Source organism: Congzhengia sp. (assembly GCF_037235575.1).
Classification (GTDB): Bacteria; Bacillota; Clostridia; order UBA1381; family UBA9506; genus Congzhengia; species Congzhengia minquanensis.
Genome location: NZ_JAXUNN010000006.1, coordinates 1 through 22731, shown reverse-complemented (window position 1 = coordinate 22731; position 22731 = coordinate 1). Strand labels below are relative to the sequence as shown.

General features: G+C 46.6%; 18 protein-coding genes and 4 tRNA genes. 7 read left to right on the top strand and 15 right to left on the bottom strand.

Going from position 1 to position 22731, the window contains the following annotated elements; genetic code table 11:
• Nucleotides 1–24: 24 nt before the first annotated feature.
• From WIG73_RS00475 to WIG73_RS00435, 9 genes are all read right to left on the bottom strand, one after another.
• Nucleotides 25–531 carry a topology modulation protein gene (locus WIG73_RS00475; protein WP_249311263.1) on the bottom strand — a complete coding sequence of 169 codons (507 nt, stop codon included), beginning with the start codon at nucleotides 529–531 and terminating at the stop codon, nucleotides 25–27.
• A gap of 6 nt (nucleotides 532–537) precedes the next feature.
• A complete protein-coding gene (locus WIG73_RS00470) occupies nucleotides 538–753 on the bottom strand; it encodes a GGDEF domain-containing protein (RefSeq protein ID WP_337398812.1) in 216 nt (71 codons plus the stop codon).
• Nucleotides 719–2164, bottom strand: coding sequence for a GGDEF domain-containing protein (locus WIG73_RS00465; RefSeq protein ID WP_337398810.1), 1446 nt, complete (start codon nucleotides 2162–2164; stop codon nucleotides 719–721). Before WIG73_RS00465 ends, WIG73_RS00470 begins: the two co-directional genes overlap by 35 nt.
• Before the next feature lie 107 nt (nucleotides 2165–2271).
• Nucleotides 2272–4779 carry a hypothetical protein gene (locus WIG73_RS00460; RefSeq protein WP_337398808.1) on the bottom strand — a complete coding sequence of 836 codons (2508 nt, stop codon included), beginning with the start codon at nucleotides 4777–4779 and terminating at the stop codon, nucleotides 2272–2274.
• Between the two features lie 30 nt (nucleotides 4780–4809).
• Nucleotides 4810–8958 carry an S-layer homology domain-containing protein gene (locus WIG73_RS00455; RefSeq protein WP_337398806.1) on the bottom strand — a complete coding sequence of 1383 codons (4149 nt, stop codon included), beginning with the start codon at nucleotides 8956–8958 and terminating at the stop codon, nucleotides 4810–4812.
• On the bottom strand, nucleotides 8958–10694 hold the full coding sequence (locus WIG73_RS00450; RefSeq protein ID WP_337398805.1) for an S-layer homology domain-containing protein: 1737 nt from the start codon (nucleotides 10692–10694) through the stop codon (nucleotides 8958–8960). Before WIG73_RS00450 ends, WIG73_RS00455 begins: the two co-directional genes overlap by 1 nt.
• A gap of 32 nt (nucleotides 10695–10726) precedes the next feature.
• A complete protein-coding gene (locus WIG73_RS00445; RefSeq protein ID WP_337398804.1) occupies nucleotides 10727–12829 on the bottom strand; it encodes a hypothetical protein in 2103 nt (700 codons plus the stop codon).
• A gap of 151 nt (nucleotides 12830–12980) precedes the next feature.
• Nucleotides 12981–13601, bottom strand: coding sequence for a DUF47 family protein (locus WIG73_RS00440; protein WP_337398802.1), 621 nt, complete (start codon nucleotides 13599–13601; stop codon nucleotides 12981–12983).
• 32 nt (nucleotides 13602–13633) lie between these two features.
• Nucleotides 13634–14686, bottom strand: a complete 1053-nt coding sequence (locus WIG73_RS00435; protein ID WP_177678198.1) for an inorganic phosphate transporter — start codon at nucleotides 14684–14686, stop codon at nucleotides 13634–13636.
• A gap of 243 nt (nucleotides 14687–14929) precedes the next feature.
• On the opposite strand from WIG73_RS00435, the gene WIG73_RS00430 reads away from it, so the two are divergent.
• Both WIG73_RS00430 and WIG73_RS00425 read left to right on the top strand, forming a co-directional pair.
• Complete coding sequence (locus tag WIG73_RS00430; protein ID WP_337398801.1) at nucleotides 14930–16228, top strand: potassium transporter TrkG; 1299 nt, start codon at nucleotides 14930–14932, stop codon at nucleotides 16226–16228.
• 25 nt (nucleotides 16229–16253) lie between these two features.
• Nucleotides 16254–16931 (top strand): TrkA family potassium uptake protein, encoded by a 678-nt coding sequence (locus WIG73_RS00425; protein ID WP_337398799.1) that lies wholly within the window; start codon nucleotides 16254–16256, stop codon nucleotides 16929–16931.
• Between the two features lie 81 nt (nucleotides 16932–17012).
• Here the strand turns inward: WIG73_RS00425 and WIG73_RS00420 are convergent.
• From WIG73_RS00420 to WIG73_RS00405, 4 genes are all read right to left on the bottom strand, one after another.
• A tRNA-Gly gene (locus tag WIG73_RS00420) sits at nucleotides 17013–17087 on the bottom strand.
• A 26-nt stretch (nucleotides 17088–17113) separates the two neighbouring features.
• Nucleotides 17114–17189: transfer RNA gene (locus WIG73_RS00415), tRNA-Phe, on the bottom strand.
• A gap of 6 nt (nucleotides 17190–17195) precedes the next feature.
• A tRNA-Asp gene (locus WIG73_RS00410) sits at nucleotides 17196–17272 on the bottom strand.
• A gap of 12 nt (nucleotides 17273–17284) precedes the next feature.
• Nucleotides 17285–17360: transfer RNA gene (locus tag WIG73_RS00405), tRNA-Val, on the bottom strand.
• A 187-nt stretch (nucleotides 17361–17547) separates the two neighbouring features.
• Between WIG73_RS00405 and WIG73_RS00400 the strand changes: the two genes are divergently transcribed.
• From WIG73_RS00400 to WIG73_RS00385, 4 genes are read left to right on the top strand one after another with little or no spacing between them, the layout of a single operon-like run.
• Nucleotides 17548–17973 (top strand): transcriptional repressor, encoded by a 426-nt coding sequence (locus tag WIG73_RS00400; RefSeq protein WP_337398797.1) that lies wholly within the window; start codon nucleotides 17548–17550, stop codon nucleotides 17971–17973.
• Complete coding sequence (locus tag WIG73_RS00395) at nucleotides 17970–18944, top strand: metal ABC transporter substrate-binding protein (protein WP_337398795.1); 975 nt, start codon at nucleotides 17970–17972, stop codon at nucleotides 18942–18944. Before WIG73_RS00400 ends, WIG73_RS00395 begins: the two co-directional genes overlap by 4 nt.
• Nucleotides 18944–19648, top strand: coding sequence for an ATP-binding cassette domain-containing protein (locus WIG73_RS00390; protein WP_337398793.1), 705 nt, complete (start codon nucleotides 18944–18946; stop codon nucleotides 19646–19648). Before WIG73_RS00395 ends, WIG73_RS00390 begins: the two co-directional genes overlap by 1 nt.
• 2 nt (nucleotides 19649–19650) lie before the next feature.
• Nucleotides 19651–20481: a metal ABC transporter permease gene (locus WIG73_RS00385; protein WP_337398791.1), complete on the top strand. Its 831-nt coding sequence runs from the start codon at nucleotides 19651–19653 to the stop codon at nucleotides 20479–20481.
• Here WIG73_RS00385 and WIG73_RS00380 read toward each other — a convergent pair.
• Together WIG73_RS00380 and lexA are read right to left on the bottom strand one after the other, a co-directional pair.
• On the bottom strand, nucleotides 20468–21640 hold the full coding sequence (locus WIG73_RS00380; RefSeq protein ID WP_337398789.1) for an amidohydrolase: 1173 nt from the start codon (nucleotides 21638–21640) through the stop codon (nucleotides 20468–20470). The two genes, WIG73_RS00385 and WIG73_RS00380, sit on opposite strands and share 14 nt — an antisense overlap.
• A gap of 14 nt (nucleotides 21641–21654) precedes the next feature.
• Entirely contained in the window at nucleotides 21655–22251 is a 597-nt protein-coding gene (lexA, locus tag WIG73_RS00375; protein WP_177678322.1) for a transcriptional repressor LexA, read from the bottom strand.
• 116 nt (nucleotides 22252–22367) lie between these two features.
• Between lexA and WIG73_RS00370 the strand changes: the two genes are divergently transcribed.
• Nucleotides 22368–22731: hypothetical protein (locus WIG73_RS00370; protein WP_337398786.1), on the top strand; the 364-nt coding region annotated here is incomplete at its 3' end.

Here is a 22731-nt window from a genome sequence, read left to right as displayed (position 1 = left end):
GGCAGTTTTTATGTAATTTTTTTTTTAAAATGTCTGCAAAAGGCGCGCCGCCTCTCTTCTGCTTTTCAAAATGATGATGTTTTTATTTTTTTCTGTTTCCAGCAGGTGATACGTTTTTTGTCTGTTGTTTTTGTTAAAATTCCAAACGTATTTTAAAAACTCCCAGTCGAACCGTTCCGGGCATCCCTCGCCCATGTCGGGCCGGGTTTTGCCGTATCCCGTAAGGATTCTTTTCAGCACTCCCATCAAACAGACGAAGCGAGAATAGTCCAGAAAGATTACAGTGTCGCAGTAAGAAAGCCTTGTTTTCAGTGTTCTGCTATATTCACCGTCAATAATCCATGCTGGCTGCATCAGTTCCTTTAAAAGTCGGTTGTCAAATTCTTCTCGTGACACATGCTGCCAGCCGGCGCGCCAGAAAAGCCTATCCAAATGCACCAGCGGAAGATTTAATTTTTTAGCCAGTTCCACGGAAAGCGTTGATTTTCCCGCTCCGCTTCCGCCGATTACCAAAATCCGCTGCATTGACATGGGGTCTTACCTCCTGCTTCCCGCTTTGTCGCGGTACATCGCCGCGTCTGCATTATGAAACACCTGCTCCGGCTGGATTGTATCCCCCGGATTTTTACACGCCACACCGCAGGCAACTTTCAGCGGAACCCGGTGCTCCTCACCGTTATATGCCTCCGCCTGGCTGCGGAAAACTGACAGCGCGGCGTCAATGATGTTTTTCGTTTTCCCTGCTGCAACCACAGCAAATTCGTCTCCGCCAATGCGGGAAACATAAGCCAATGTTTACAAACGCCTCCTGAATGCATTTTGCACCGTTAATAATTAAAAGATCGCCCTCGCTGTGGCCGAAATGGTCGTTGGCTTCTTTCAGCCCGTTAATGTCGAACATCAAGATAGTAAACGACTCTTCAGCAGCTTCCTGCAGACGCTTTAGCTCCTCCTCAAAGGAACGCCGGTTAAAAAGGCCCGTAAGCGCGTCGAGATAAGCATATTGCCGATACCGTTCCGCCTTTTCATTTTCCCGCAAAATATATGCCATTTGCTGAAACGTTTCCGCGCTGAACAACAGAACAAACAGGAACAGTCCAAACCGGAAAATGGCAGAGTTGCTGCCGTTGCCCTCCGACAGGTAATACTGAATTACCGATATAACCACAGACAGCCCCAAAATGCCCATTCCAGCAAAGCTCACCATTGACTCTCTGCTTCGATACAGCCAACGCTCCCGCGCCAGCGTGACTGTCATTACAACAATAGAAACAAGCATCAGCGCATGAATTTCCACAATCATATGTGTCAGCGGAACAACCTTGCATAAGTGCAGAAGCAAGCAGATTAAAAGATTTGCCAAGTGAATCCAGCAAAGGATATGCAATACCTTTGTGCAGTGAAGCTTCATTTCGCCCAAAAACAAAAATATCATCGGCGGCAGCAGCATAAAGGACAAATAAGACGCAAAAAATATGGCCGTTGTCCTTCCCGTTATCCATTGCAAAATATCGGTGTCCGTTTCCATCCAAATGCCCGACAGCAGCACAAACAGGCTAAAATAAAGAAAGCTGCGGTAACCTCTGTTTCCCGTTCTGGCCAACAGAGCACAGGAGAACGCAACAAACAAAACGCATAAAATCACACAGGATATACTGTAAAGCGAAACGGACAGGTTTTCTCGAAGCAGCAATGCCGACACACCAGCCTTTGGCCCTATGTACATATCAAAAAACAGCTGTGTTTCGTTAATTGGCTCCCTCGCAGCAAAGGTGATTTCAAGTTCACTGCCCGCGTCCTCCGGTGCCAGCGGCGCAAACAGAAGAACGTTCCCAAAGGGAAGTTCAAAGCCGGTTTTGTTTATATCACCATGCTCTTTTATCACACGGCCGCCCACACGCACCTGCACCGCCATGCTATTGGCCTTTAAACTGAACACACCGCTCTCCTGCAAGGTCTGCGGCAACACGCGCCGGACGGTGATTTTGTTTGTTTGCCGCTCCGTCACCTGCCATCCCTCGCTGAAGTCTGCAGTGACATCCTCCACAAGTCCGGTTTTGTTCTGGTCTGCATTGTAGAAAAAATAAAACACTGTGACGGTGGAAATTAGCAGGGAAAATATTAAAAACACATTGATTCTCTTTAAGGACTTCTTCATATCCATTCACCATCGATCCCTTTTATTATATTTATTATAACAAAAGGAAGCTCCCTTTGCAATACATAAAAAAAGACCCGCGCTTAAGCGCGGGTCTTTTATTGGAAAATTCTTTATTTTGTTACCTCAATTACATCTGCGTAAGACACCATATCCGTGTCGAATATGCCGGTACCGCCCCAAACAAAAGCTTTTGCCTTTACGATTGGTTTCAGCTCCGGATCGTCTGCCGTTGTAACAGACAATGTGATTGTATCGCTGTTTCCTTTTGTAACGGAAATCGGTTTTGAATCGAAGCGGATAATACCATCATCCTCATCATATAAAACGATGGCCAGGAACATATTCATATCAGAATCGTCTGCCTTGTTGTTTTCAACAAAAAGTGAACCTGTGATAGAGCCGCTTGCCGCATCAAACTCGCCCAGTGTCGGCGTAATGGTAAATGCTGTTTTTACCATATCGTCTGCGCTGATTTTATATACTGCGCCTGCAACGCCGCCATCTGTGAACGGCATAATTTCAAACCGTAATGTGCCACCGATTGCCGTTTCGGGAATGAGATACTCATAAACATTTGTTGCAGCAGAAAGCTGTGCTAAAGTTACGCTTGTTCCGTCAGCCAATTCCTTCATAACGCGAACAACAGAGTTCCCTTCAAACACATTTTCTAATTCTGTCTGGAATTCATACCGGAATGTGGCTGTTCCGCCCACAACATTTGTTGACTCGAGGGACAGGTCTGTTGCATAAGGAAGTGTATAACCTGTTGGCTCAGGATCGGGCTCAGGTTCTGCTGCAGCTTTTTTATTAATAGCAACATCGTCTAAATAATAGGTTAAACCGGAAGCACCTCCGTCAACTACAAAGGACATAAACGGCTGTCTTGGACCTAAGGTCGAATCTGTGCCGGTAGTGGTGAACTTCGGGCTGTAAGGAATGGTATATTTCGTCCACGTATCTGTAAGCTTCAGGTCTGTGCCCAAAAGCTCTGTATCAGGAACGTCATACAAGTCTGTTGTATCTTTTGTTTCAACCGCACGGTCGAGCTTCACCTGAATATTTTTGCCAACAGATGCGCCTTCACCTTTTGCCCAGAACGAAATTTCATTTTCTGTGTTGTTTGCAATGTACACACCCTGGTTTACGCCGCCATTTGCTTCATTTACCGTAATTTTTGCGCTTCTTGTTCCGACAGATTCTGCCGGAACGTCAGAAGAGGCTTCTACTGTAGCACCACTCTGGAACCAGCTGTAAAACGTGCCATATTTTTTGCTGTCATTATTCGGATCACGATCTTCATCTGTTGTAGGAATATCTCCCTTCAACCATTCAAAATCACCGTTTGCCGGTGCGTCAAAGCTTTCAATTCTGATGTTGTCAATGGAAAAGCTTGCAGCCTGTCTGCCATTATCCGTAGCACCAAGGTCTTTAAATGCGTCATTGCAGCAACGGAAGATAAAGGCAGTATCCTTTTCTACAAACGCTTTTACCTGACGGGTCATATAAACCTCATGATGCTGCCAGTCTTTTGTCAGTTTAACAGGTGTTTTAATAAACTGGTATTTGTAATACGGATCGTAGGGATCTATGGTTGAAGCCCTGTCTGCAACGGCTTTCATATAGCTGCCAACGGTTGCATCATCATCCGCTTTTGCATCAAACGAAATTTTATACAGTTTGTTATACCGAATAGGCAAACTGCCGGTTTGTATTTGTACATAGCTATTACCCTCAGAGTTCGGCTTTTTGATGCTTGCGTAGCCAGGCTTGCCATCGCTGCCTGCACCCTCGTTCCACGTGCCAAATCCGGCAGGAACTGAGACAACACCACCATAGTCACTTAATTGCTTAGAAAAGTCCACATCAACTAAAACATTGGGGTCTTTTTCCTCCGGTTCTTCCGGAACTTCAGGTTCTTCCGGCTCTGAACCTGCTTCGTAGGGGTCTAAAACCGGTTCAATAATAAAGTCATCCAGATACCAGGAAAGTTCCTGCGTGGGAGTATCCTTCGCCACAGCGTTTCCGAAAACATTAGCGCCTACGTCTCCCAAACGGGGGCTGAACTTAAACTCCCCCTGCGCATCAAGATCCAAAGTCCAACCGCTGTTCATTGCGCCGTCCCAGTCAATAATTTTTTCCACATAAACCCATTCGCCGCTGTTAAACTTTTCATTGTCAACCGTCCAGCCGGTCATCCAGCGAGTAGGATTTTTCTGACCACTTTTGTCGTATGCCGGTCCCCAGAAAGCAAATCCAAAATTTGTTTTTGCCAGCTTTGTTTTTGCTGTATCCAGCTTTACCCATGCAGACATTTTAAACTTGCCGTTTACCATAAAATGTGCGTCAGGAACGAAAAAATAATGGTCCGACATAGCACCTTTGCCATCCGTGCCTGCTGCCTTCTGGGTAATATGCAACGCCCCTGCTGAACCGCCGGCGCCGCCTTCAACCCACTCCATATCATTTTGAGTCGATTTCAGATCACTCAAAGATGAAGGGTCTTCAAAATCCGAGTAGATATAGGGATAAGCCTCATATGCTTTGGCCTCAGCCGGAATGATGCCCACAACTGTGAGCAACATTCCGAGGACCAACGCGAGTGATATATACTTTTTCATATCTTATGCATCCTCCTGTTCTTTACAAAATTAATTTGTTTTACCGCTGTAAGGCGAGAATGTGAAGTCACCCGGGTTGTAAATGCCGAAGTAACCGCTTGCAGGAAGCGCATTTTCGTCCGTATCGAGGAAGTCGAACATGTTTTCACCATTAATTGTAAGAACAACTCTGGTTCCTTCTTCGGTATCAAGCGCGCCGACAATAACGCTGCAGGTTTTGCCGTATTCATATACCGGATCATCTTCCGGATTCGGAATGCCGGGACCACCCACTGGAGTAAATGCCGGGTCGTTGCCGAATATCATGGTACGTTCGCCCTTATTAAACCGCTGAAGCTCAATATGATCCGCTTTAAAACCAATCATATAGGTTGAATCTGTCTTATAGCTTCCCATCGAATCCTGCGCACAGAATGTAAGAGAAGGCCATGAGTTCGGATTGTTGATTTGCATATCAAATGCAATCAGCTTATTATCAATTTTGCTTCCGGTGTAGAACGACGGACTGCCCGAAATCTTAATACTGCCGCCCGAAACAGTGCCGGTGCCTCTCCACCCTGCGGTGGTAAAGAAGTTTGACGGAGCTTTTTCATAGGGAAGTTCTAAGGAATCTTCCTGCGTATAGGTAATTACCTTTACAGGAATATCCTTTTCCAACGTTTTTTCGCCATAAGTAACCTTAACGTGAACTGTGGTTTCACCTGTACCGACAGCGGTTACTTTGCCTCCCGCAGCAACGGTTGCAACCGATTCGTCCGCCGAGGTCATTGTGATGCTTTCGCTCGGTATGGTAACGTCTTTACCGAAGGTAGTTTTTCCTGTTACCGATACGGTAGTTGTATAGTCCTTAATCATGTTCAGCGCATTGACATTTATACCGATGGAATCAAAGTCATCGCCTGCAAATACCTGGAACTGTTTGGTCTGGAGTCTGCCGTCAACCTCTGCTACACCCATAACCCAAACAACGCCCGAACCAACTACTTTCATGTTGCCTTCATCGTCCACTGTAAGAACAGACGGGTCGCTGGAATAAAATTTTGTGTAGAAATCAGAAAGCGGATATTCTTTCTGATGACGGCCGGTAACCTTCACGTCGAGTTTGGCAGTTTCGCCCTTGCCCAGCGTATATGCCCTTTTCTTTGCAACGAACGACTGCGGACCGTCGGGGAAGTTATCTGCATATTCCGGCTCAATTCCGGCGTTATTGATGATTTCCTGTGCTTCTTCCGGCCATTCGGCATCCGGAACGGTGATGTTGTCTCTTACAATATTATCTGTTCCGTTTTCTCTGTACTTGTCGGTTGTTGCATAGTTGTTTTCAACCGTGTTGTGCTGAATGCTGCCTGTGTGAATGTGCAGCCAGGTATACTGGTCTTTGCCCCAGGGGGATTCAACAAAGTTAAACTCCCATTGATCGATGTCGCTCATGTCGGTTACGTTGTCGTAAAGGTGCCAATAGGTGGAACCTTCATCCGGATACAACGCGCCATATGGGTTTCTGGGGTTTTCAATGTAGTTGCCCACCATGCGGTTGTTTAAGTTCTTCGATTCTAAAGACGAAGCGCCAAGGGTATAAATTGGTGCGCCGTCATAAACTCTGTCGTTGTTAACCTCGTGAATATAGTTGTAGCCAACCTCTAAATCATACATTGCTGTGCCGGTGTCAGCGTAAGTTGCCCAGCCGTAACCAATGTGATAGCCAGAGTAAGGAACGCTTACGATTTCGTTGTGGTTCAGCTCCGTATATCTCGGCCAAGCCGCGGAAATTGCCGCAGCAGACATATATTCCGTTGCCACATTATGAACATAGTTGCTGTTCACCTTGTTGTATTCATTGAATTCTTCCGGCGTAGAGGGGTTTGCCCCATCGTTAATTCCGCCCAGGGATACTGCCGTTCCTGCAATATCAAAGAACTCGTTGCCAATTACGTTACAATGCTTGATGGACTTTAACAGCTGGAGGCCGGTAATGCCCATTCTGGTAAACTTATTGTTTGTAAAGTCAATATACTGGCCGTTTTCAACCAACATTGCCGTTCCGGGCATTTTGTCGCCGTTCTCACGAATGTGGTTGTTCTGCGCGTCTGCGTGACCGCCGACCTGTGTCGGGCGGAGCCAGGTTGTGTCTGCAAACTCAATGTTGTTGAATTTAATGTTGTGAACAGGCTCTTTTGCAGATTTCCCTGTTGCTTTCAGCAGAACTTCGCCCTGGGGAACGGTCAGTTCTACATTTTTAATGTCTTCGTTTGCTTTGGGAATATAGTACATATAACCGTCGTGACTGTTCATGTACCACTCGCCCTCTTGGTCTAAGAGCTCATATGCGTTTTCAACATAAGACGGGAACTGCTGATCCTGGCCAAGTTTTGTGTTAACCCTGACCTGAACATATTTCCACTCGTCCTGAACCGGTGTAAATTTCACTTTTCCGTTGCCCATGTCGGTGATGCTTTCCATAATTGCGCGGGGGTTACACCAGCTTACATGGAACACAAATTCCAGCTCATCTGGATACGCAAAGTCTAAAAATTCTGTGTCTTCCGAGGTATAATATGTTTTGTCAATGTATTCCGGATTGGTAAGGCCGGCAACGCTTCTGGCGCGAATGCCCTTAACGTTGTTAAAGTATGCCTGTCTTGTTACTGTTCCTTTTCCTACATATACTTTATAAATATTTTTGCTTGCATCGTGGAGTTCAAAGCCTTTATATTTCTGCCCCATAGACAGAACCGGCTTTTCGTCACCCCAAGAGGTGTAAATAATGCTGTAACCGTTGTTACCGGAATCTTCTGCCGTCAGTTCAAAGGTTCTATCCAAATAATGTTCACCGCGGATAAAAACCTTAATGTCGTTTGACATGGTATCGGTAATTTTACGAATCATGTCGCGGGCGGCATAAACTGTTTTCAGCGGAGCTTCTGCCGTTCCGTCGTTATTGTCGTTGCCGCTGTCTGCGTCAACATATACATTAAATTTGGTAGAAAATTCTGCAACTCTCATTAAAATCTGTGCTGCTTCTGCTCTTGTAATGTGGTTTTTCGGCTTATAGGAACCATCGTCATAGCCTTTAATGAGGCCATATTCCGCCGCATCTTTTACTGCCGTTTTCGCCCAAACAGTAATGTCTGCATCGTCTGTGAAGCCCGAAACCTCTGCTGTTTTCTCCGCTTCTTTTGAAACTGCGGCCTTTGCGGCAATAGACGCCGCTTCTTCCCTGGTGATTGCCTGGTCGGGCTTAAAGGTGCCGCCAACGGTCAGTGCCGTATCCAAAAGGCCGAGCTTGTTAGCAATGGTCACACTGGATGCAAACCACTCATCCCCCTTAACGTCGGAGAACGCGCCGTCATATTTCGGGGCGGTAAGATGATATGTGTCTGTAATCATTTTTACAAACTGCGCTCTTGTCAGGTCGGAATTCGGCGCATACTGGTTGTTGCCGATTCCTTCAATATAACCATAGGTTGCCAATGTGTTTACCGTGTCTTTTGCCCAGTGGTTCTGCATGTCTTCAAAGTTCACTTGTGTCACAGAAACCGGCTCCTGCACAACTGGCTTGCTGGGCTGTGTGGGTTTGTTTGAACTGCCGCCCATTACGCTGCTGTAGTCCGCCGGAACATCGCCGTGGGGCACACAGGTAAAGTTGTCAATATAATAGGTTTCCAGCTGTGTGCCGTCGCCGTAACGGATTTCAAACTGTCCCGCCCCCGACGTCTGTACATTTTGTGTGTTGATACCTGCGTTGGTCCATGTAATTTTAAATTTGCTCCAACTTGTATTAAACTGTCCGCTGCGGGTGATGTAATACCAGCCGCCATCGCTGAACTGAAAAATCAGGTTCATTGCAGCTGCCTTGTCTGCCTTTAAATCGAACGAAATATCATAGGTTTCGCCCACAACAAAGGGAGCAGGGATTCTAATACCGCCGTAGGTTCCCTTTACTTCAACCTTTGCGCAGCCCTTGCTGCCCCCGGCGCCTCCATCTTGAAAAGAAATTGTGGCGTTTCCGGTTTTTGTTGTTTTTGCAACTTCTTCTGCGGAATCAAATGTACCCCAGGGGTATATGTTGACCTGTTCGCCGCCGGATGCTGTTGGGTCTTTTTTTGCAGCCATTGCCGACGGAATTGCCGTCACTACCATGGCTGCCGCTAAAAGTGCGCTCAGTAACTTCTTTTTCATTAATTTCCACCTCCGATTAACATGAGGAGTTCATAAACGACCTTTGAGGCCTGCGCACGTGTAACAGCGTTCTTAGGCGCAAAGGTGCCGTCTCCCATACCATTGATAATCTGTGCGCCTGTTAAAACGCCCACTGCTTCTTTGGCATAGCCAGAGATGCTGTCTGCATCTGAAAAGTCAAGCGCTTGAGCCTGGCTGTTTAAGCCGGATAAGCTATATACGCGGTGCATGATAACCGCCATATCCTCTCTGGTAATGCTGCCGGAAGGATTGAATTCATTATTTTCATTGCCCGTGACAAGGCCAAGTCTTGCTGCAGAAGCAATGTAGCGGTAACTCCAGCCATCTGCGCTCACATCTGTAAATTCGCATTCTGTGCCGGCATCATAAACATCGAATGCTAAAACAATCAGTTTTACAAATTCTTCTCTTGTCATAACATCGTTGGGATAGAACTTGCCGTCTCCCCTGCCGGATACCACACCTTTCCCAGCCAGGTACTTCACGCTGGATTCTGCCCACTGAGCAGAGTCTAAATCAGAGAAGTTTGTGTTATAAGACGGTTTGTCGTTCGTATTGGTGTTGTTCGCATCTCCATCAACAACAACGCCGGAACCGGGATTGTTGTTCTTAGAACCCGAACCGGAGGGACGGGAACCGCTGCTACCGCCACCGCTGCCTCCGCCGCCGGTATTGCCGTCATCTTCTTCATAACCGTCAAGCAAGTCTTTCATAATGTCGTCAGCATCCTTTTCCAATGCGCTGATTGATTTGCTTTCTTTGTTTTTAAGACTTTTAAACAGGTCGTTTTCTAATTTTTTATCAAAAATTTCTTTGTAATTGGACTCATTGATGCTGATAATGTCTTTTTCCAGGTAATAGTCAAATGCATCCTTAAGTGAAATGTAGTCGAGCTCCTCTTCTACAGCAAGCATACAAGCCTTATCAAAGGCAAGAGAAAGTTCCTCCTGCTCCAAGGTTGGTTTGCCTTCGCTCTTAAAATAGGTCATTACAACAGCAGAAGTTAATTTATCATAATATGTTCCGTCTAATAACTTCTTTTCAATGGCTGTTTTCACCGTTGCGTCCCAATTAACCGCGTTTGCATCAGCAATTTTGGCAAGCAGCATTTCTGTGTCCATTTCTTGTGTAAAACGGGTTTCTATTTCTTCAATATTTGCTTCTGTGGCCGCAAGGTCAATCGCCTCAATTTTTTCATCCACTAAGAGGCGAACTTCTTTAGACAGCGCCTTATATTCGGTAAGGTCATATGTCAGCTTGCTGTCCTCGCCCGTAATGAGATTATAAATCCCGTCGTTTTCCTTTACTGCCTGATCAAGCTTGTTATAAAAATCAATTTTGTCGAAAACGTTAATGAACAGAAACTCTTTAATGATATTTTCAACACCACCGCCTACATGAACCCAATAAGTACCCGTTTCATGAGTAGGCTGCATTTTAAAATGGAACTGATATTGATATTTCCCATCGTCTGTGAGGGTATATTCATGGGTCTGGTCCATACCTCCCAGCACCTTAGCGCCGGTGCTTTCCTTTGTATCTGTTATTTGTGCCGTGACCTCGCCGGTTGCAGCAGCATCTGCCGTAACCGTTACATCAACCTTGAACAGGTCCAGGCTGATGCCAATTTCCGCCGTTGCTTGTGCGGCTGAAACAGAGAGCATGGAAACAAACATGAAAAGCGCAGATAAAATAACCGATAGAAACTTTTTCATTGTCATGTTTTCCTCCTTCCGCAGCTTTAAGCCTACTGTTTAAATACAATAATTTCTGCTGCATTTACATATTTTTGAAGACGTACCACAATGGTGTCACCGACAGTAATAGAATTAATGTCGCCTGTTGTTGCTTTTTCTGTTTTAGGTCTGTAGATTACAACACTGGGTGAGTCGGTGTAGACCATATTCTCCGTACCGCTTCCGTCAATAAATGTTATCAGGTTTTTATCCGTTGCGTTATTAGAAACCACACCCATAACTTTATTGTAACCATCTGTTCCGTCACCAATGGGGCTGCTGCTAAATAACGGCGTGATCGCTCCCGTTTCGGCGTTATACTCTGTCATAATGTCAATGGCGTCAATATAACCGTTTTCATCTGTACCATACTGGATAACATAACCAGGTTTAATGATACCTGAAATTTCATCGGGTTTGATTTCTGTGTACTTTGCATCATTGCCTTTTCTGTATTCAACCTTATCAGATACAATCACTGATTCCGATTCATTCATGTAAATTTTCTTGGTTGCGTTACCTTCGGCATCAACTGCATTTGTAATCTTTGTTACCACATTGAATTTAGACGTGTTACTGCTAATGCCTTCTGAAACGCTGCATCCGCGAAGCAGGACAACATCGGCCACATTGATATCACTTGAATTCAAATCATACACAACATAATCTTCAATAACCTGCGTATAATTGCCGCTCTGTCTGTAATAATAATTCGCTTTTAAATTTCTTTGAACTTTATAATTCTCCGTTTCGTCCAATTTTCCTTCGCCAGGCGTTAAGAAGATATATGCTTCGTTCGGAACATATCTTGCATATTTTGTTCCGGCATCATTTGTTGTAAGTCTCATGATACCATTGTCTCTTAACAAAAAGCTGGTTCCGGCTGCAAACTCACGGAGTTTTCCTTCTTCACCTGTCTTGCCGGTATCCAGATAGCTGATTTTTCCGTCTGAAATGGTGTATCTCACCACATAAGCGGAATGAATATAATAATTTCCCTCGCTGTTCTTCGAGCCGTTTGAAAGCACTTTCAATATGTTTTCAAACCCGCTTCCAGATGTTGTGTATCTGTTGCCGTCAATATTCACGGTGCTCTTCAGCGGTGCTGTAATAAAGGTACCATCCTGTGTGAACAGTTTTAATTGAATCTCTGATACGACAGATTGTTCGTTATAATCCAAGCCGGCAACAACTGCATAGTTTTGTGTTCCTGTAACGCCGCCGCGGTCTGAAGCAACAATCTTGCCGTTGATGTTTAAATAGAACACCGCACTCATTCCGGCTTTGATTTCGCCGCCCTGGTAGTCGTTTGATGTTTTATAATATTCGCCGCCGATTAAATAACCCAAATCGGTGGATACCTCGTCAACCATTCCGGTTACGGTCTGCCTGGAAACATAAACCGTAATCAATTTCGGAGAGCCTTTGCTTTCCATAATGGTTGCAACGTCCCACTGTTTCAAGCTGGAAAGGCCAATTCTCTTGTTTTCCGGCATCAGATAGAACTGTACCTTATCCTCCTGGAAGTCATATGCAAACTTTTCGTTTGTATACATTGCCGTAAAGGTTTCATCATAGGTATCAATCGAATTTACCACAATGTCTTTGTAAGCGTAAACAAAAAGGATTTCGGCCGTATTGTCGCCGGTGTTGTCCAGCGCTTCAATGTAACCTTCTTCAGGAAGCACGTTTTCAATTTTTCCATATCCGCTGTAACATTTGCCGTTATAAATTACGTCTATGTTGTTCGCAAGACTGATATGGCGTTCTCTGTCATTTTCATCTGTGTAATAGATGCGGTTCGACGTTGTTTTGTCCGGAACCAGATCTTTGCTGTCAACTTTAGTGAGGTTATTTACTTTTGTGTTTTCTTCCACAAAAGCAATTTCAAAGTCACTGTCAGCCGTCTTCCTTAAATAATATGTAACGGAACGGCCTAAGGATGTGGCATATACATATCCTGGTGTGTCGTAAACCACGTTGTCGATTTCAATCTGCTCGTCCGTTAAGTTGGAAAGCGTAGACGTAAGACGTGTGTTTTCATTCCCCGTTACGATACCTTTATATTCGGTGATGTCGTAAGTGTCGCTTAAAAATGTCTCTGTTTCAGACACCCTGCGAACAAAAAAAGAGGACGGCTGCAGACAAAATCACAAAAATTGGTAAAAAAAAGCTTTTAAATGTTCTGATATTCATAAGCGCCCCCGAATCGGCTGCACAAAATTTATATCATTATAATAGAAAAGCTTTTCATTTATTCCTTTTTTATGTATTTTTCATAATTACGCTTTCAATAATATCCGCCACGTCTTCACAGGCGTCGAGACATTCCTCTAAATGCTCATATATATCTGTCCATATATAAAATTCCCGGTCGGGAACCGCGGACGCAGACAGCATTCGGATATTCTCCACCAAAAGAGCGTCGCCGTCGCTTTCATAATGATTCACAGCAACAATGCCGTCGCGGATTGTAGCGGAGTTTTTAAAATTTTTAAATTCCGCCATAACTTTGTCTAATTCCCCGGAGCACTTAACAATAACGCCTGAAAAAGCAACAGCTTCCTCTCGAATGGCTTTCACGCCGAACATGTAAATGCGCAGCAAAACGTCCTCCAGCTTATCCACCACGTTGTCCAGCTCCTGGGCTAGGGCCACAATGTCTTCCCGCTCAATGGGGGTTATAAATTCGTGAGCAAGAAGCTGTGTCATCTCATGCTTGGCGCAGTCGGCCCTGTGCTCTATTTCGTGCATGTAGTCAATGCTCTTCTGCAAGGCATTGCCGTCAAAATCCCGCAGAACGCGATGTAAAAATTCCGCCGCCTCGCAAATAATTTCAGAAATCTGTTTAAAATAATGAAAATAGTCAAACTTTTTTTTGGCCATAATTTTGCTCTCCTCTGCAAATCAAATCTGTATTAAAAAATTCGTATAAATAATTTCACCATGAAAAACGCCAGAATTCCGCACCCCGGAAACGTCAAAACCCATGTGAGCACCATTTCCTTTACGATTTTCCAATTCACTGCAGATGCGCGCTTTGAGAAGCCCACGCCCATAATGGAGGAAGTTTTCGTGTGGGTCGTGCTGACTGGAATTCCTGTTAAAGACGCAGTGAGCAAACACAGGGCTGCACCGGTGTCTGCCGCAAAGCCCTGATAGGTCTGCAGCTTCACCATGTCCATTCCCACGGATTTAATAATTCGGTATCCGCCCATGGAGGTTCCCAGCGCCATAATGAGCGAGCACATTACCATGAGCCAGATGGGAATTTCGAACTCATTTACGCCACCCTGCCCTGCGCTTAACGCAGAGCCCAGCAAAAACACGCCCATGAACTTCTGCCCGTCCTGGGCGCCGTGCATAAATGCCATAAACGCGCCGCCGCAATTCTGGGCTGCCCGAAAAGCCCTGTTGGTTTTTACCCGGTCGCAGCCGGCGCACAGCTTTTCAACAATCCGAACCGTGACAAACCCAAACACAAACCCCAGCCCGGTGGATAGCACCAGCCCGTAAATTACCTTAATCCACTCGTGCCCGTTAATGCCGGAAAAGTTGCCGTGAATTGCAATTGCCGCCCCAGAAAGTCCGGCAATCAGCGCATGGCTTTCGCTGGTGGGAATGCCAAACACCCAAGCTGCCGTTGCCCAAACCACAATTGCAAACAGCGCGGCGCAAAGGGCTGTTGCCGCGTCAATGGTATTTGTTCCGAAATCTACCATATTATAAATGGTAGAGGCGACCTTTGCGTTAATCACCGTCATTACGAGCACGCCCAGAAAATTAAACACCGCTGCCATGACAATGGCTGCCCTGGGCTTAATGGAGCGTGTGGAAACGCAGGTTGCAATGGCGTTGGGCGCGTCTGTCCAGCCGTTGACCAAAATCACGCCCAGAGTTAAAACCGCCGTTACCGCGGCAAGCGGGTTGCCCGCAAGATAGTCAAAATAATGAAAGATATCCGTTGTCATTTCGTTCTCCTAACTTTTTTGTTTTAAAAAGTCACAAGCAGATTGTATCACACTCTGTGTGTTTTGGCAAATCATTTGGCTGCTAAATTTTCAAAAAAAATGTAAAGAAACTGTTAATTGTTCTGTTTATTTTTTATTTTGTTGTAGGTTATTGTTAATACTGCGTTAAAAATCGAATCTGCATATTGCAAGGCGCTTTCAGGGGTGCTAAAATAAGTTCATTCGCCAATTGGAGGTTTAACTATGTTTCAAGTGCTTAAAAATCAATCCCCTGCACGTATTTTTTCATTGGGGTTTGCACTCATTATCCTGCTGGGCTCTGCTTTGCTCATGCTGCCCATCAGCGTAAACGAGGGGGTTGATTTAAACTATATGGACGCGCTTTATACGTCAACCAGCGCGGTTTGCGTAACCGGACTCATTGCGGTGGACACCGCCGACACCTTCACCGTGTTTGGCCGGACTGTTGTGGCGCTTTTAATTCAGATAGGCGGTTTGGGCGTCACGGTCGTTGGCGCCGGCATTATTCTGGCCATCGGCAAAAAAATAAACCTAAAAGGCCGCCGCCTGATTAAGGAGGCCATGAATTTAGATTCCGGGAAAGGCATGATTCGGTTTATAAAGGGCGTTTTGCTCACTACCTTTGTGTTCGAGCTTTTGGGAGCAGTGCTCAGTTTTGTTGTATTCGTTCAGGATTATCCGGCATGGCAAGCGCTGGGCATCAGCGTGTTTCACGCCGTGGCGGCGTTTAACAACTCCGGCTTCGACATTTTAGGCGGTCTTCAAAATCTCATTCCTTATCAGGACAACATTTTGTTAAACCTTGTAACCTGCGGACTGATTATATTTGGCGGCATTGGCTTTTTGGTCATCAAAGACATTTGGGACTGCAAATTTCGTTTTAAAAAGCTGCATATGCACGCGAAAGTCGTTATTACCGTCAGTCTGTTTTTAATCGCTGCCGGCACAATTTTAATAAAGCTCACCGAAAACATTACCTGGCTCGGCGCTTTTTTTAACAGTGTTTCCGCAAGAACGGCCGGGTTTTCCACCTTTCCGCTGGGCAAGTTTTCCAACGCGGGGCTGATTGTGCTGACGGTTTTAATGTTTATCGGCGCTTCCCCCGGTTCAACCGGCGGCGGCATAAAAACCAGCACGCTGTTTGTTCTGATGCAGGGAGTAAAGTCTGCTGCCACCAACAAAAGCAGCGCGGCTTTTCACTACAGTGTTCCGTCGGACAGCTTGAAAAAGGCCACAGTCATTACCATTTTGGCCGCAGGAACTGTTTGTCTTGGTACATATTTAATGTCGGTGTTTGAGCCGCAGCTCAATTTGATGGACATTTTGTTTGAAGTCACCAGCGCCTTTGGCACGGTGGGGCTTTCCACAGGAATTACGCCGGGTCTTTCGGTTCCCAGCAAACTGCTCTCTGTGTTGATTATGTTCATCGGGCGCTTAGGGCCGCTGACAATTGCTTCTGTGTGGTATTTTGCTGATGAACAGCAGGTGCGTTATCCGGAAGGCAACATTGCAATTGGTTAATATTGAATTTTATTGGAGGAAAACCATGAATTTTATGAGAAAAGCAGAACAAAGCCACTCCTATGGCGTTATTGGGCTGGGACGGTTTGGAAAAGCCCTGTCCCTTGCGCTGGCAGCCAGCGGACACGAACTTTTGGTAATTGACGCAGACGAAGATAAAATCCGTCAGCTCAGAGAATATACGGAAAATGCCTTTGTAGTTAAGACGCTGGACAAAGAATCCCTTTCCGACACCGGCATTCAAAACTGCGACACGGTGGTGGTGTGTATTGGAGAAAAAATGGACGTTTGCATTTTAACTGTGCTCTATTTAAACGCCCTGGGAATTCAACGCGTAATCGCAAAAGCCAACAGCGAAGAACACGGCGAAATTTTAAAAAAGCTGGGCGCCGAGGTGGTTTTCCCCGAGCACGATATGGCTGTGCGTCTTGCAAGGCGGCTTGAAACCTCTAAAATGATTAATTATATCGAGCTGAGCGAAAAGGTCGACATTTCCACTCTCTGTATTCCAGAGGCATTTATCGGCGAAACAATCGGTTCTGTTGATGTGAGAAAAAAGTTTGGCTTAAACATCATTGCGGTGGAGAATCCTGCCGGAGTAATGACGGAGCTGACTTCAGACTACCGTTTTACCGAGGAGGACGCCATTGTCGTTATTGGCGACAGGGAGAAAATTAATGCATTGGAAGCGAAATGTTATTAATAGAAAAAAAGACCGTTACCGGTCTTTTTTTATGTCTAATTTCGGATAAAAAAATCGGAACAAGCTTTGCTTGTTCCGAAATGGAGCGGAAGACGAGATTCGAACTCGCGACGTTCACCTTGGCAAGGTGACGCTCTACCACTGAGCCACTCCCGCACAATAACATCTAAAAAATAACACGGTGGTGCCTCCGGGCGGAATCGAACCACCGACACAGGGATTTTCAGTCCCTTGCTCTACCGACTGAGCTACAGAGGCATGGGTTGGCGACTCGGATGGGGTTCGAACCCACGACCTCCAGCGTGACAGGCTGGCATTCTAACCAACTGAACTACCGAGCCATAAAGACAAATTGGTGGGCGCTACAGGGCTCGAACCTGTGACCCTCTGCTTGTAAGGCAGATGCTCTCCCAGCTGAGCTAAGCGCCCAATTTTGTCCGTCGTCTCAGCGACAAAAATATTATACTATAAAATAATCGGTTTGTCAAGTAAAATTTTTTTATTTTTACTTTTTATAAAAATATAAGCAATAGCGCAACTTTTTTGTTCTATTCCTTGACTTTTTTTCAAAACCGGGGTATAATATGAGAGTAATTCTCAAATTCAGGAGGATACAATGAACGACAGAAACAGCTACAACACGAAACAAAAACAATTGATTTATGACTTTTTTGCGGCAAATCCAGACCGGCAGTTTTCCGCCAAAGAAGTTTCAAACAGCGTGAAGCAGCAGGCAAAAATTGGGGAAAGCACCGTTTACCGCTTGATAAAAAAGCTGACGGAGGACGGTGAAATCCGCCGATTCAGCGGAAAAGACGTGAAAGCGGTGGTTTATCAGTTTGCCAACCAAAGCGAGCACTGCCATGAGCATTTTCACTTAAAATGTACCGGCTGCGGAGAGCTGATTCATTTAAACTGCGGACTGGTGAAGGAGTTTGAGGCGCACATGACCAGCCACCACGGCTTTTCCATTGACCATTTAAAGACCATTATATATGGCACCTGCGCCAACTGCGCAAACAAAAAGGAGATAAAAACATGAAACAACCATATAAAAAATTAATGGCCCTGGCACTGATATTTTCTGCGGTTCTCTCCCTGTTTGGGTGCGGCCCGGCGGAACCCCCTTCCGGCGGCGGGGATAAAAAACTAAAAATTGTCGCCACAAACTTTCCGCCCTTTGACTTTGCGCGGCAGCTTGCCGGCGAATTGGCAGACGTTACCATGCTGCTCTCTCCCGGCCAAGAGAGCCACACCTTTGAACCAACGCCCCAAGATATTATTAAAATTCAGCAGGCAGACATTTTTATCATGGGCGGCGGCGAATCTGACCAATGGGCAAAAAAACTGATTTCCTCCTCCCAGCTTGACGAGGGGAAAACACTTTTCATGATGGACTGCGTGGAAACCGTTCCCGAAGAACTTACCGAGGGAATGAACCACAATCACGAAGAACACGCAGACGAAGACCACAGCGGATTTTATGAATATGACGAGCATGTGTGGACGTCGCCTGTAAACGCCATGGAAATTTGCAGGAAACTGACAGAAAAGCTGATTGCCGCGGACAAAGCCCACGAACAGGCTTACACAGAGAATTTAAACCGCTATCATGCCCAGCTTGAAGAGCTTGACGAAAGTTTCGCCGCGGCGGTGGAACACGGCGTACGGAAAACGCTGGTTTTCGGCGACCGGTTCCCCTTTCGCTATTTTGCGGACCGCTATGGCCTGACGTACTTTGCGGCGTTTCCGGGCTGCTCCGGCGAAACCGAGCCTGATGCCGCCACCTTGAAATTTTTGATTGATAAAGTAAGCGAAGAAAACATTCCTGTTGTGCTGCACGTTGAGCTTTCCAACCAGAAAATTGCAGACGCCATTTGTGAGGCAACAGGAGCGAAAAAAGCACTGTTTCACTCCTGTCACGGCGTGACAAAAGACGAGTTCGACCGGGGAGAAACCTATGTGTCCCTGATGAAAAACAACGTAGATGTGTTGAAGGAGGCGCTTTCGTAATGCGCATTTTAACCTGCGACAATTTAAGCGTGTCTTACGGCGCGAATCAGGTGTTGTCCGACCTGTCCTTTTTTGCGGAGAGCGGCGCGTGTTTAAGCATTTTGGGCGAAAACGGCGCCGGCAAGTCCACCCTTTTAAAATGTCTGCTGGGGCTTAAAAAGCCAGACGCAGGGGTGATTAAAACCGAAGGGTTTACCCTTTCTCAGGTGGGGTATTTGCCCCAGCAGGCGGAGGTTAAGCGGGACTTTCCCGCTTCTGTGTTTGAGGTGGTGCTGTCGGGCTGTTTGAACATGCGCGGCGCTAAACCCTTTTATTCCCGCCGGGAAAAAGATGTTGCAATTCGGAACCTGAATAAAATGGAAGCGGCAGACTTGAAAAAAAGGAGCTTTTCAGAGCTTTCCGGCGGACAGCAGCAGCGCGTGCTTTTGGCCCGTGCTCTGTGCTGCGCACAAAGGCTTTTAATTTTGGACGAGCCCGCATCTGGTCTTGATCCCGCCGCGGCCCGGGAGATGTATGCGCTAATAACGAAGCTGAAATCAGAAGACGGCATGGGAATTATCATGGTTTCTCACGACACTGCGGGGGCGCTGTCCGTCAGTGAGCGGGTGCTGCACATTACCCGCGGGAACAGCCACTGTTTTTTCGGCACAAAACAGGATTATGTAAACAGCGGCTATGCAAATATATATTCGGAGGCAAGATAGCAATGCTTGAACAACTGATGGAACTGTTTCAATACCCGTTTATTACCCGCGCTCTGATTGTGGGCACACTGGTTTCTCTCTGCGCGGCGCTGCTTGGCGTGAGCCTGGTTTTAAAGCGCTATTCCATGATTGGCGACGGACTCTCCCATGTGGGGTTTGGCGCTTTGGCCTGCGCGCAGGTGGCCGGGGTTGCGCCGCTTACGCTTGCCATTCCCATTGTGGTGGCCGCAGCAATTTTATTGCTGCGCTTAAGCGAATCCGGCAAAATAAAAGGAGATGCCGCAATCGCGTTCATCTCCACCGGTGCACTGGCCGCCGGCGTGCTGATTATTTCACTTAGCCGCGGCGCCAATACCGATTTATTAAATTATATGTTCGGAAGCATTTTAGCCATGAGCACCGGCGACGTAGTGCTGAGCATTTGTTTAAGCCTTGCCGTGCTGGTGCTTTACTTATTTTTCTACAACAAAATTTTTGCCGTTACCTTTGATGAAACCTTTGCAAAGGCAACGGGCAAAAAAACGTCCCTCTATAACACGGTGATTGCCGCCCTAACCGCGGTGACCATTGTGCTGGGCATGCGCATGATGGGCGCTTTGCTCATTTCCGCTTTGGTGATTTTTCCCGCCCTTTCCGCCATGCGGGTGTTCAAATCCTTTGCAGGGGTTACGGTGTGCTCTGTCATTCTCTCCGTCATATGCTTTTTTATCGGAATTTTGGCGTCTTACTTTTACGCGGCGCCAACAGGCGCCAGCGTGGTTATGGTGCACATGGCCGCCTTTTTGCTGTTTTCTGTTGCCGGAGCCGTGTTAAACCGCTTCAGCCCACGCTGACAGCATAGGCCGTCATGGCTGCGACGCCGGTTTTTAAACAATCTTCATCAATATCAAAGTTTGAGCTGTGAAGAGGCATTGTAATGCCTCTTTTTTTGTTTCCCGAGCCCAGGTAAAAATAAACCGAGGGCACAGCTTGTGCAAAATAAGAAAAGTCGTCCCCCGCCATGGAGGGCTCGCTGCCATGCACCACACTGTCTTTTCCAAGAACACCGGTGACGGCCTGCTCGAATCGGTCTGCCGCCGCATCATTGTTGATTAAAGGCGGATAACGGAAGTTATATTGAAAATCATAGCTTGCGCCGGCAATATTGCAAATTCCGTCCACAGCTTTTTCCATCAGCTCCGGTACCTTTCTGCGGACAGTCTCCTCATACGACCGTACCGTGCCACGCATGTGCACCGTGTCGGGAATGATATTGTAAAAGGTGCCGCCGTTGATTGCACAGACGGAAATCACCTTTTGTGCAAAGGGCGAAATAAAACGCGCGCCAATCATGTCGAACGCTGCAATGATCCGCGCCGACAGCGCAATGGGGTCAATGCACTCATGGGGATATGCCCCGTGGCCGCCCCGGCCGTGGATATATAAATCAAAATCGTCCGGCGAGGCCATTAACGCTCCCTTTTTCAGCAGAATTTTTCCGGTCTCCACGTCGTTCATCACATGAAGCCCCACCGCGTTTGTCACGTGGTATTCTTCTAAAATTCCCGTCTTTATCATGGGTTCTGCGCCGCCCTCGGTTTCCTCCCCGGGCTGGAACACAAACAAAACGTTAACAGAAAGCTCCTCTTTCAGCTGCGCTAAAAGTTTTGCACTGCACAGCGCCACCGCCATATGTGCATCGTGCCCGCAGGCGTGCATAACGCCGGGGGTTGCCGACTTATAGTCAAAATCATGGGGTTCGTCAAGGGGAAGCGCGTCCATGTCTGCCCGAATCAGCAGCGTGTTTTTTTTGCCCGCGTTTAAAAAGCCGGTAACGCCCGTTCCCGCTATGCCGGATTTTACCGATAGCCCTAAGTTCTCCAAATATTTTTTTATAAACGCCGCGGTTTTTTCTTCGCAAAACGAAAGCTCCGCCATTTGGTGCAGCCTGCGGCGAAGCATAATCGCCTCGGCGCTGATTTCCTCTGACAGTTGTTTGATTGAAAGTTCCATTTTAAAACGCCCCCTTAATATTTTCTGAAAACACCGGAAACAACGCCCAAAATAACGGCGTCGTTTGTAATGATGGGTGACAGCGCGTCGTTCTCCGGCTGGAGGCGGATATGCCCGTTTTCCCGGTAAAAGGTTTTCACCGTGGCGCTGTCGGCAAGCAGCGCCACCACCATCTGCCCGTTTTCTGCGGTTGCCTGCCGTTTTACAATGACAAAATCGCCGTCTAAAATACCGGCGTTTATCATGCTGTCTCCTTTCACCTTTAGCATAAACAGCTCGCCGCCGCTAAATAACGCTTCCGGCACGGGGAACACATCCGTTATGTTCTGGGTGGCCAAAATAGGCGTGCCCGCCGCCACCGTGCCCACAACGGGCACAGACAGCACCCCGCCTGTTTCCTTGCGTTCCGGCAGGCTGATGGCGCGCTTTTTAGAGCCGTTTTGCAAAATCAGGCCCTTTTCCGCCAGCCGTTTGATATATCCGTGCACCGTAGACGGCGAAGACAGCCCCACCGCGGCACAAATTTCTCGAATGGAGGGCGGATAGCCCATCTGCTCAATTTGGGTGCGGATGTATTCATAAACAAGCTGTTCTTTGTTCTCTTTTGGCATGGCAATCACCTCTTTTTTTCAGTATAGCACATTTCTTCCAAAAAATCAAACATTTGTTCTCATTGACTTTTCTACACAAATTATGGTAGAATATTCTCCATCAGGGAGGGGAAAATATGGCAAAATGGATTTGGCTCAATCAACAAGATTACCCGGAAATTCAAACGACTTTCTGCACACAATTTTGTGATAAAGACGGCTATTCATACGCAGTGGCGGATTTTTTCCGAACATATACCTTTCAAAAGCGCGTGATAAAAGCCAGTATTACGGTAAGCGGGGACACAAAATTCCGTTTGTGGGTAAACGGCAATTTTGCCGCAACCGGGCCGGTGTGCCCCGGCGGGGACTATGGCTATGAAAAGCCTATGGAAAACCACTATGCAAATGTTTTGTGTTTCTATCCTGAAAGCAACACGCTGGACTTTTTTGCCCAGGTGCAGCTTTCCCCCGTTGTGCAGACAGACGTATCCGCCGGCC

Coding starts and splice junctions, on each gene's coding strand:
- WIG73_RS00475 (WP_249311263.1), bottom strand. CDS start 531: ATGTCAATGCAGCGGATTTTGGTAATCGGCGGAAGCGGAGCGGGAAAA.
- WIG73_RS00465 (WP_337398810.1), bottom strand. CDS start 2,164: ATGGATATGAAGAAGTCCTTAAAGAGAATCAATGTGTTTTTAATATTT.
- WIG73_RS00460 (WP_337398808.1), bottom strand. CDS start 4,779: ATGAAAAAGTATATATCACTCGCGTTGGTCCTCGGAATGTTGCTCACA.
- WIG73_RS00455 (WP_337398806.1), bottom strand. CDS start 8,958: ATGAAAAAGAAGTTACTGAGCGCACTTTTAGCGGCAGCCATGGTAGTG.
- WIG73_RS00450 (WP_337398805.1), bottom strand. CDS start 10,694: ATGAAAAAGTTTCTATCGGTTATTTTATCTGCGCTTTTCATGTTTGTT.
- WIG73_RS00440 (WP_337398802.1), bottom strand. CDS start 13,601: ATGGCCAAAAAAAAGTTTGACTATTTTCATTATTTTAAACAGATTTCT.
- WIG73_RS00435 (WP_177678198.1), bottom strand. CDS start 14,686: ATGACAACGGATATCTTTCATTATTTTGACTATCTTGCGGGCAACCCG.
- WIG73_RS00430 (WP_337398801.1), top strand. CDS start 14,930: ATGTTTCAAGTGCTTAAAAATCAATCCCCTGCACGTATTTTTTCATTG.
- WIG73_RS00425 (WP_337398799.1), top strand. CDS start 16,254: ATGAATTTTATGAGAAAAGCAGAACAAAGCCACTCCTATGGCGTTATT.
- WIG73_RS00400 (WP_337398797.1), top strand. CDS start 17,548: ATGAACGACAGAAACAGCTACAACACGAAACAAAAACAATTGATTTAT.
- WIG73_RS00395 (WP_337398795.1), top strand. CDS start 17,970: ATGAAACAACCATATAAAAAATTAATGGCCCTGGCACTGATATTTTCT.
- WIG73_RS00390 (WP_337398793.1), top strand. CDS start 18,944: ATGCGCATTTTAACCTGCGACAATTTAAGCGTGTCTTACGGCGCGAAT.
- WIG73_RS00385 (WP_337398791.1), top strand. CDS start 19,651: ATGCTTGAACAACTGATGGAACTGTTTCAATACCCGTTTATTACCCGC.
- WIG73_RS00380 (WP_337398789.1), bottom strand. CDS start 21,640: ATGGAACTTTCAATCAAACAACTGTCAGAGGAAATCAGCGCCGAGGCG.
- lexA (WP_177678322.1), bottom strand. CDS start 22,251: ATGCCAAAAGAGAACAAAGAACAGCTTGTTTATGAATACATCCGCACC.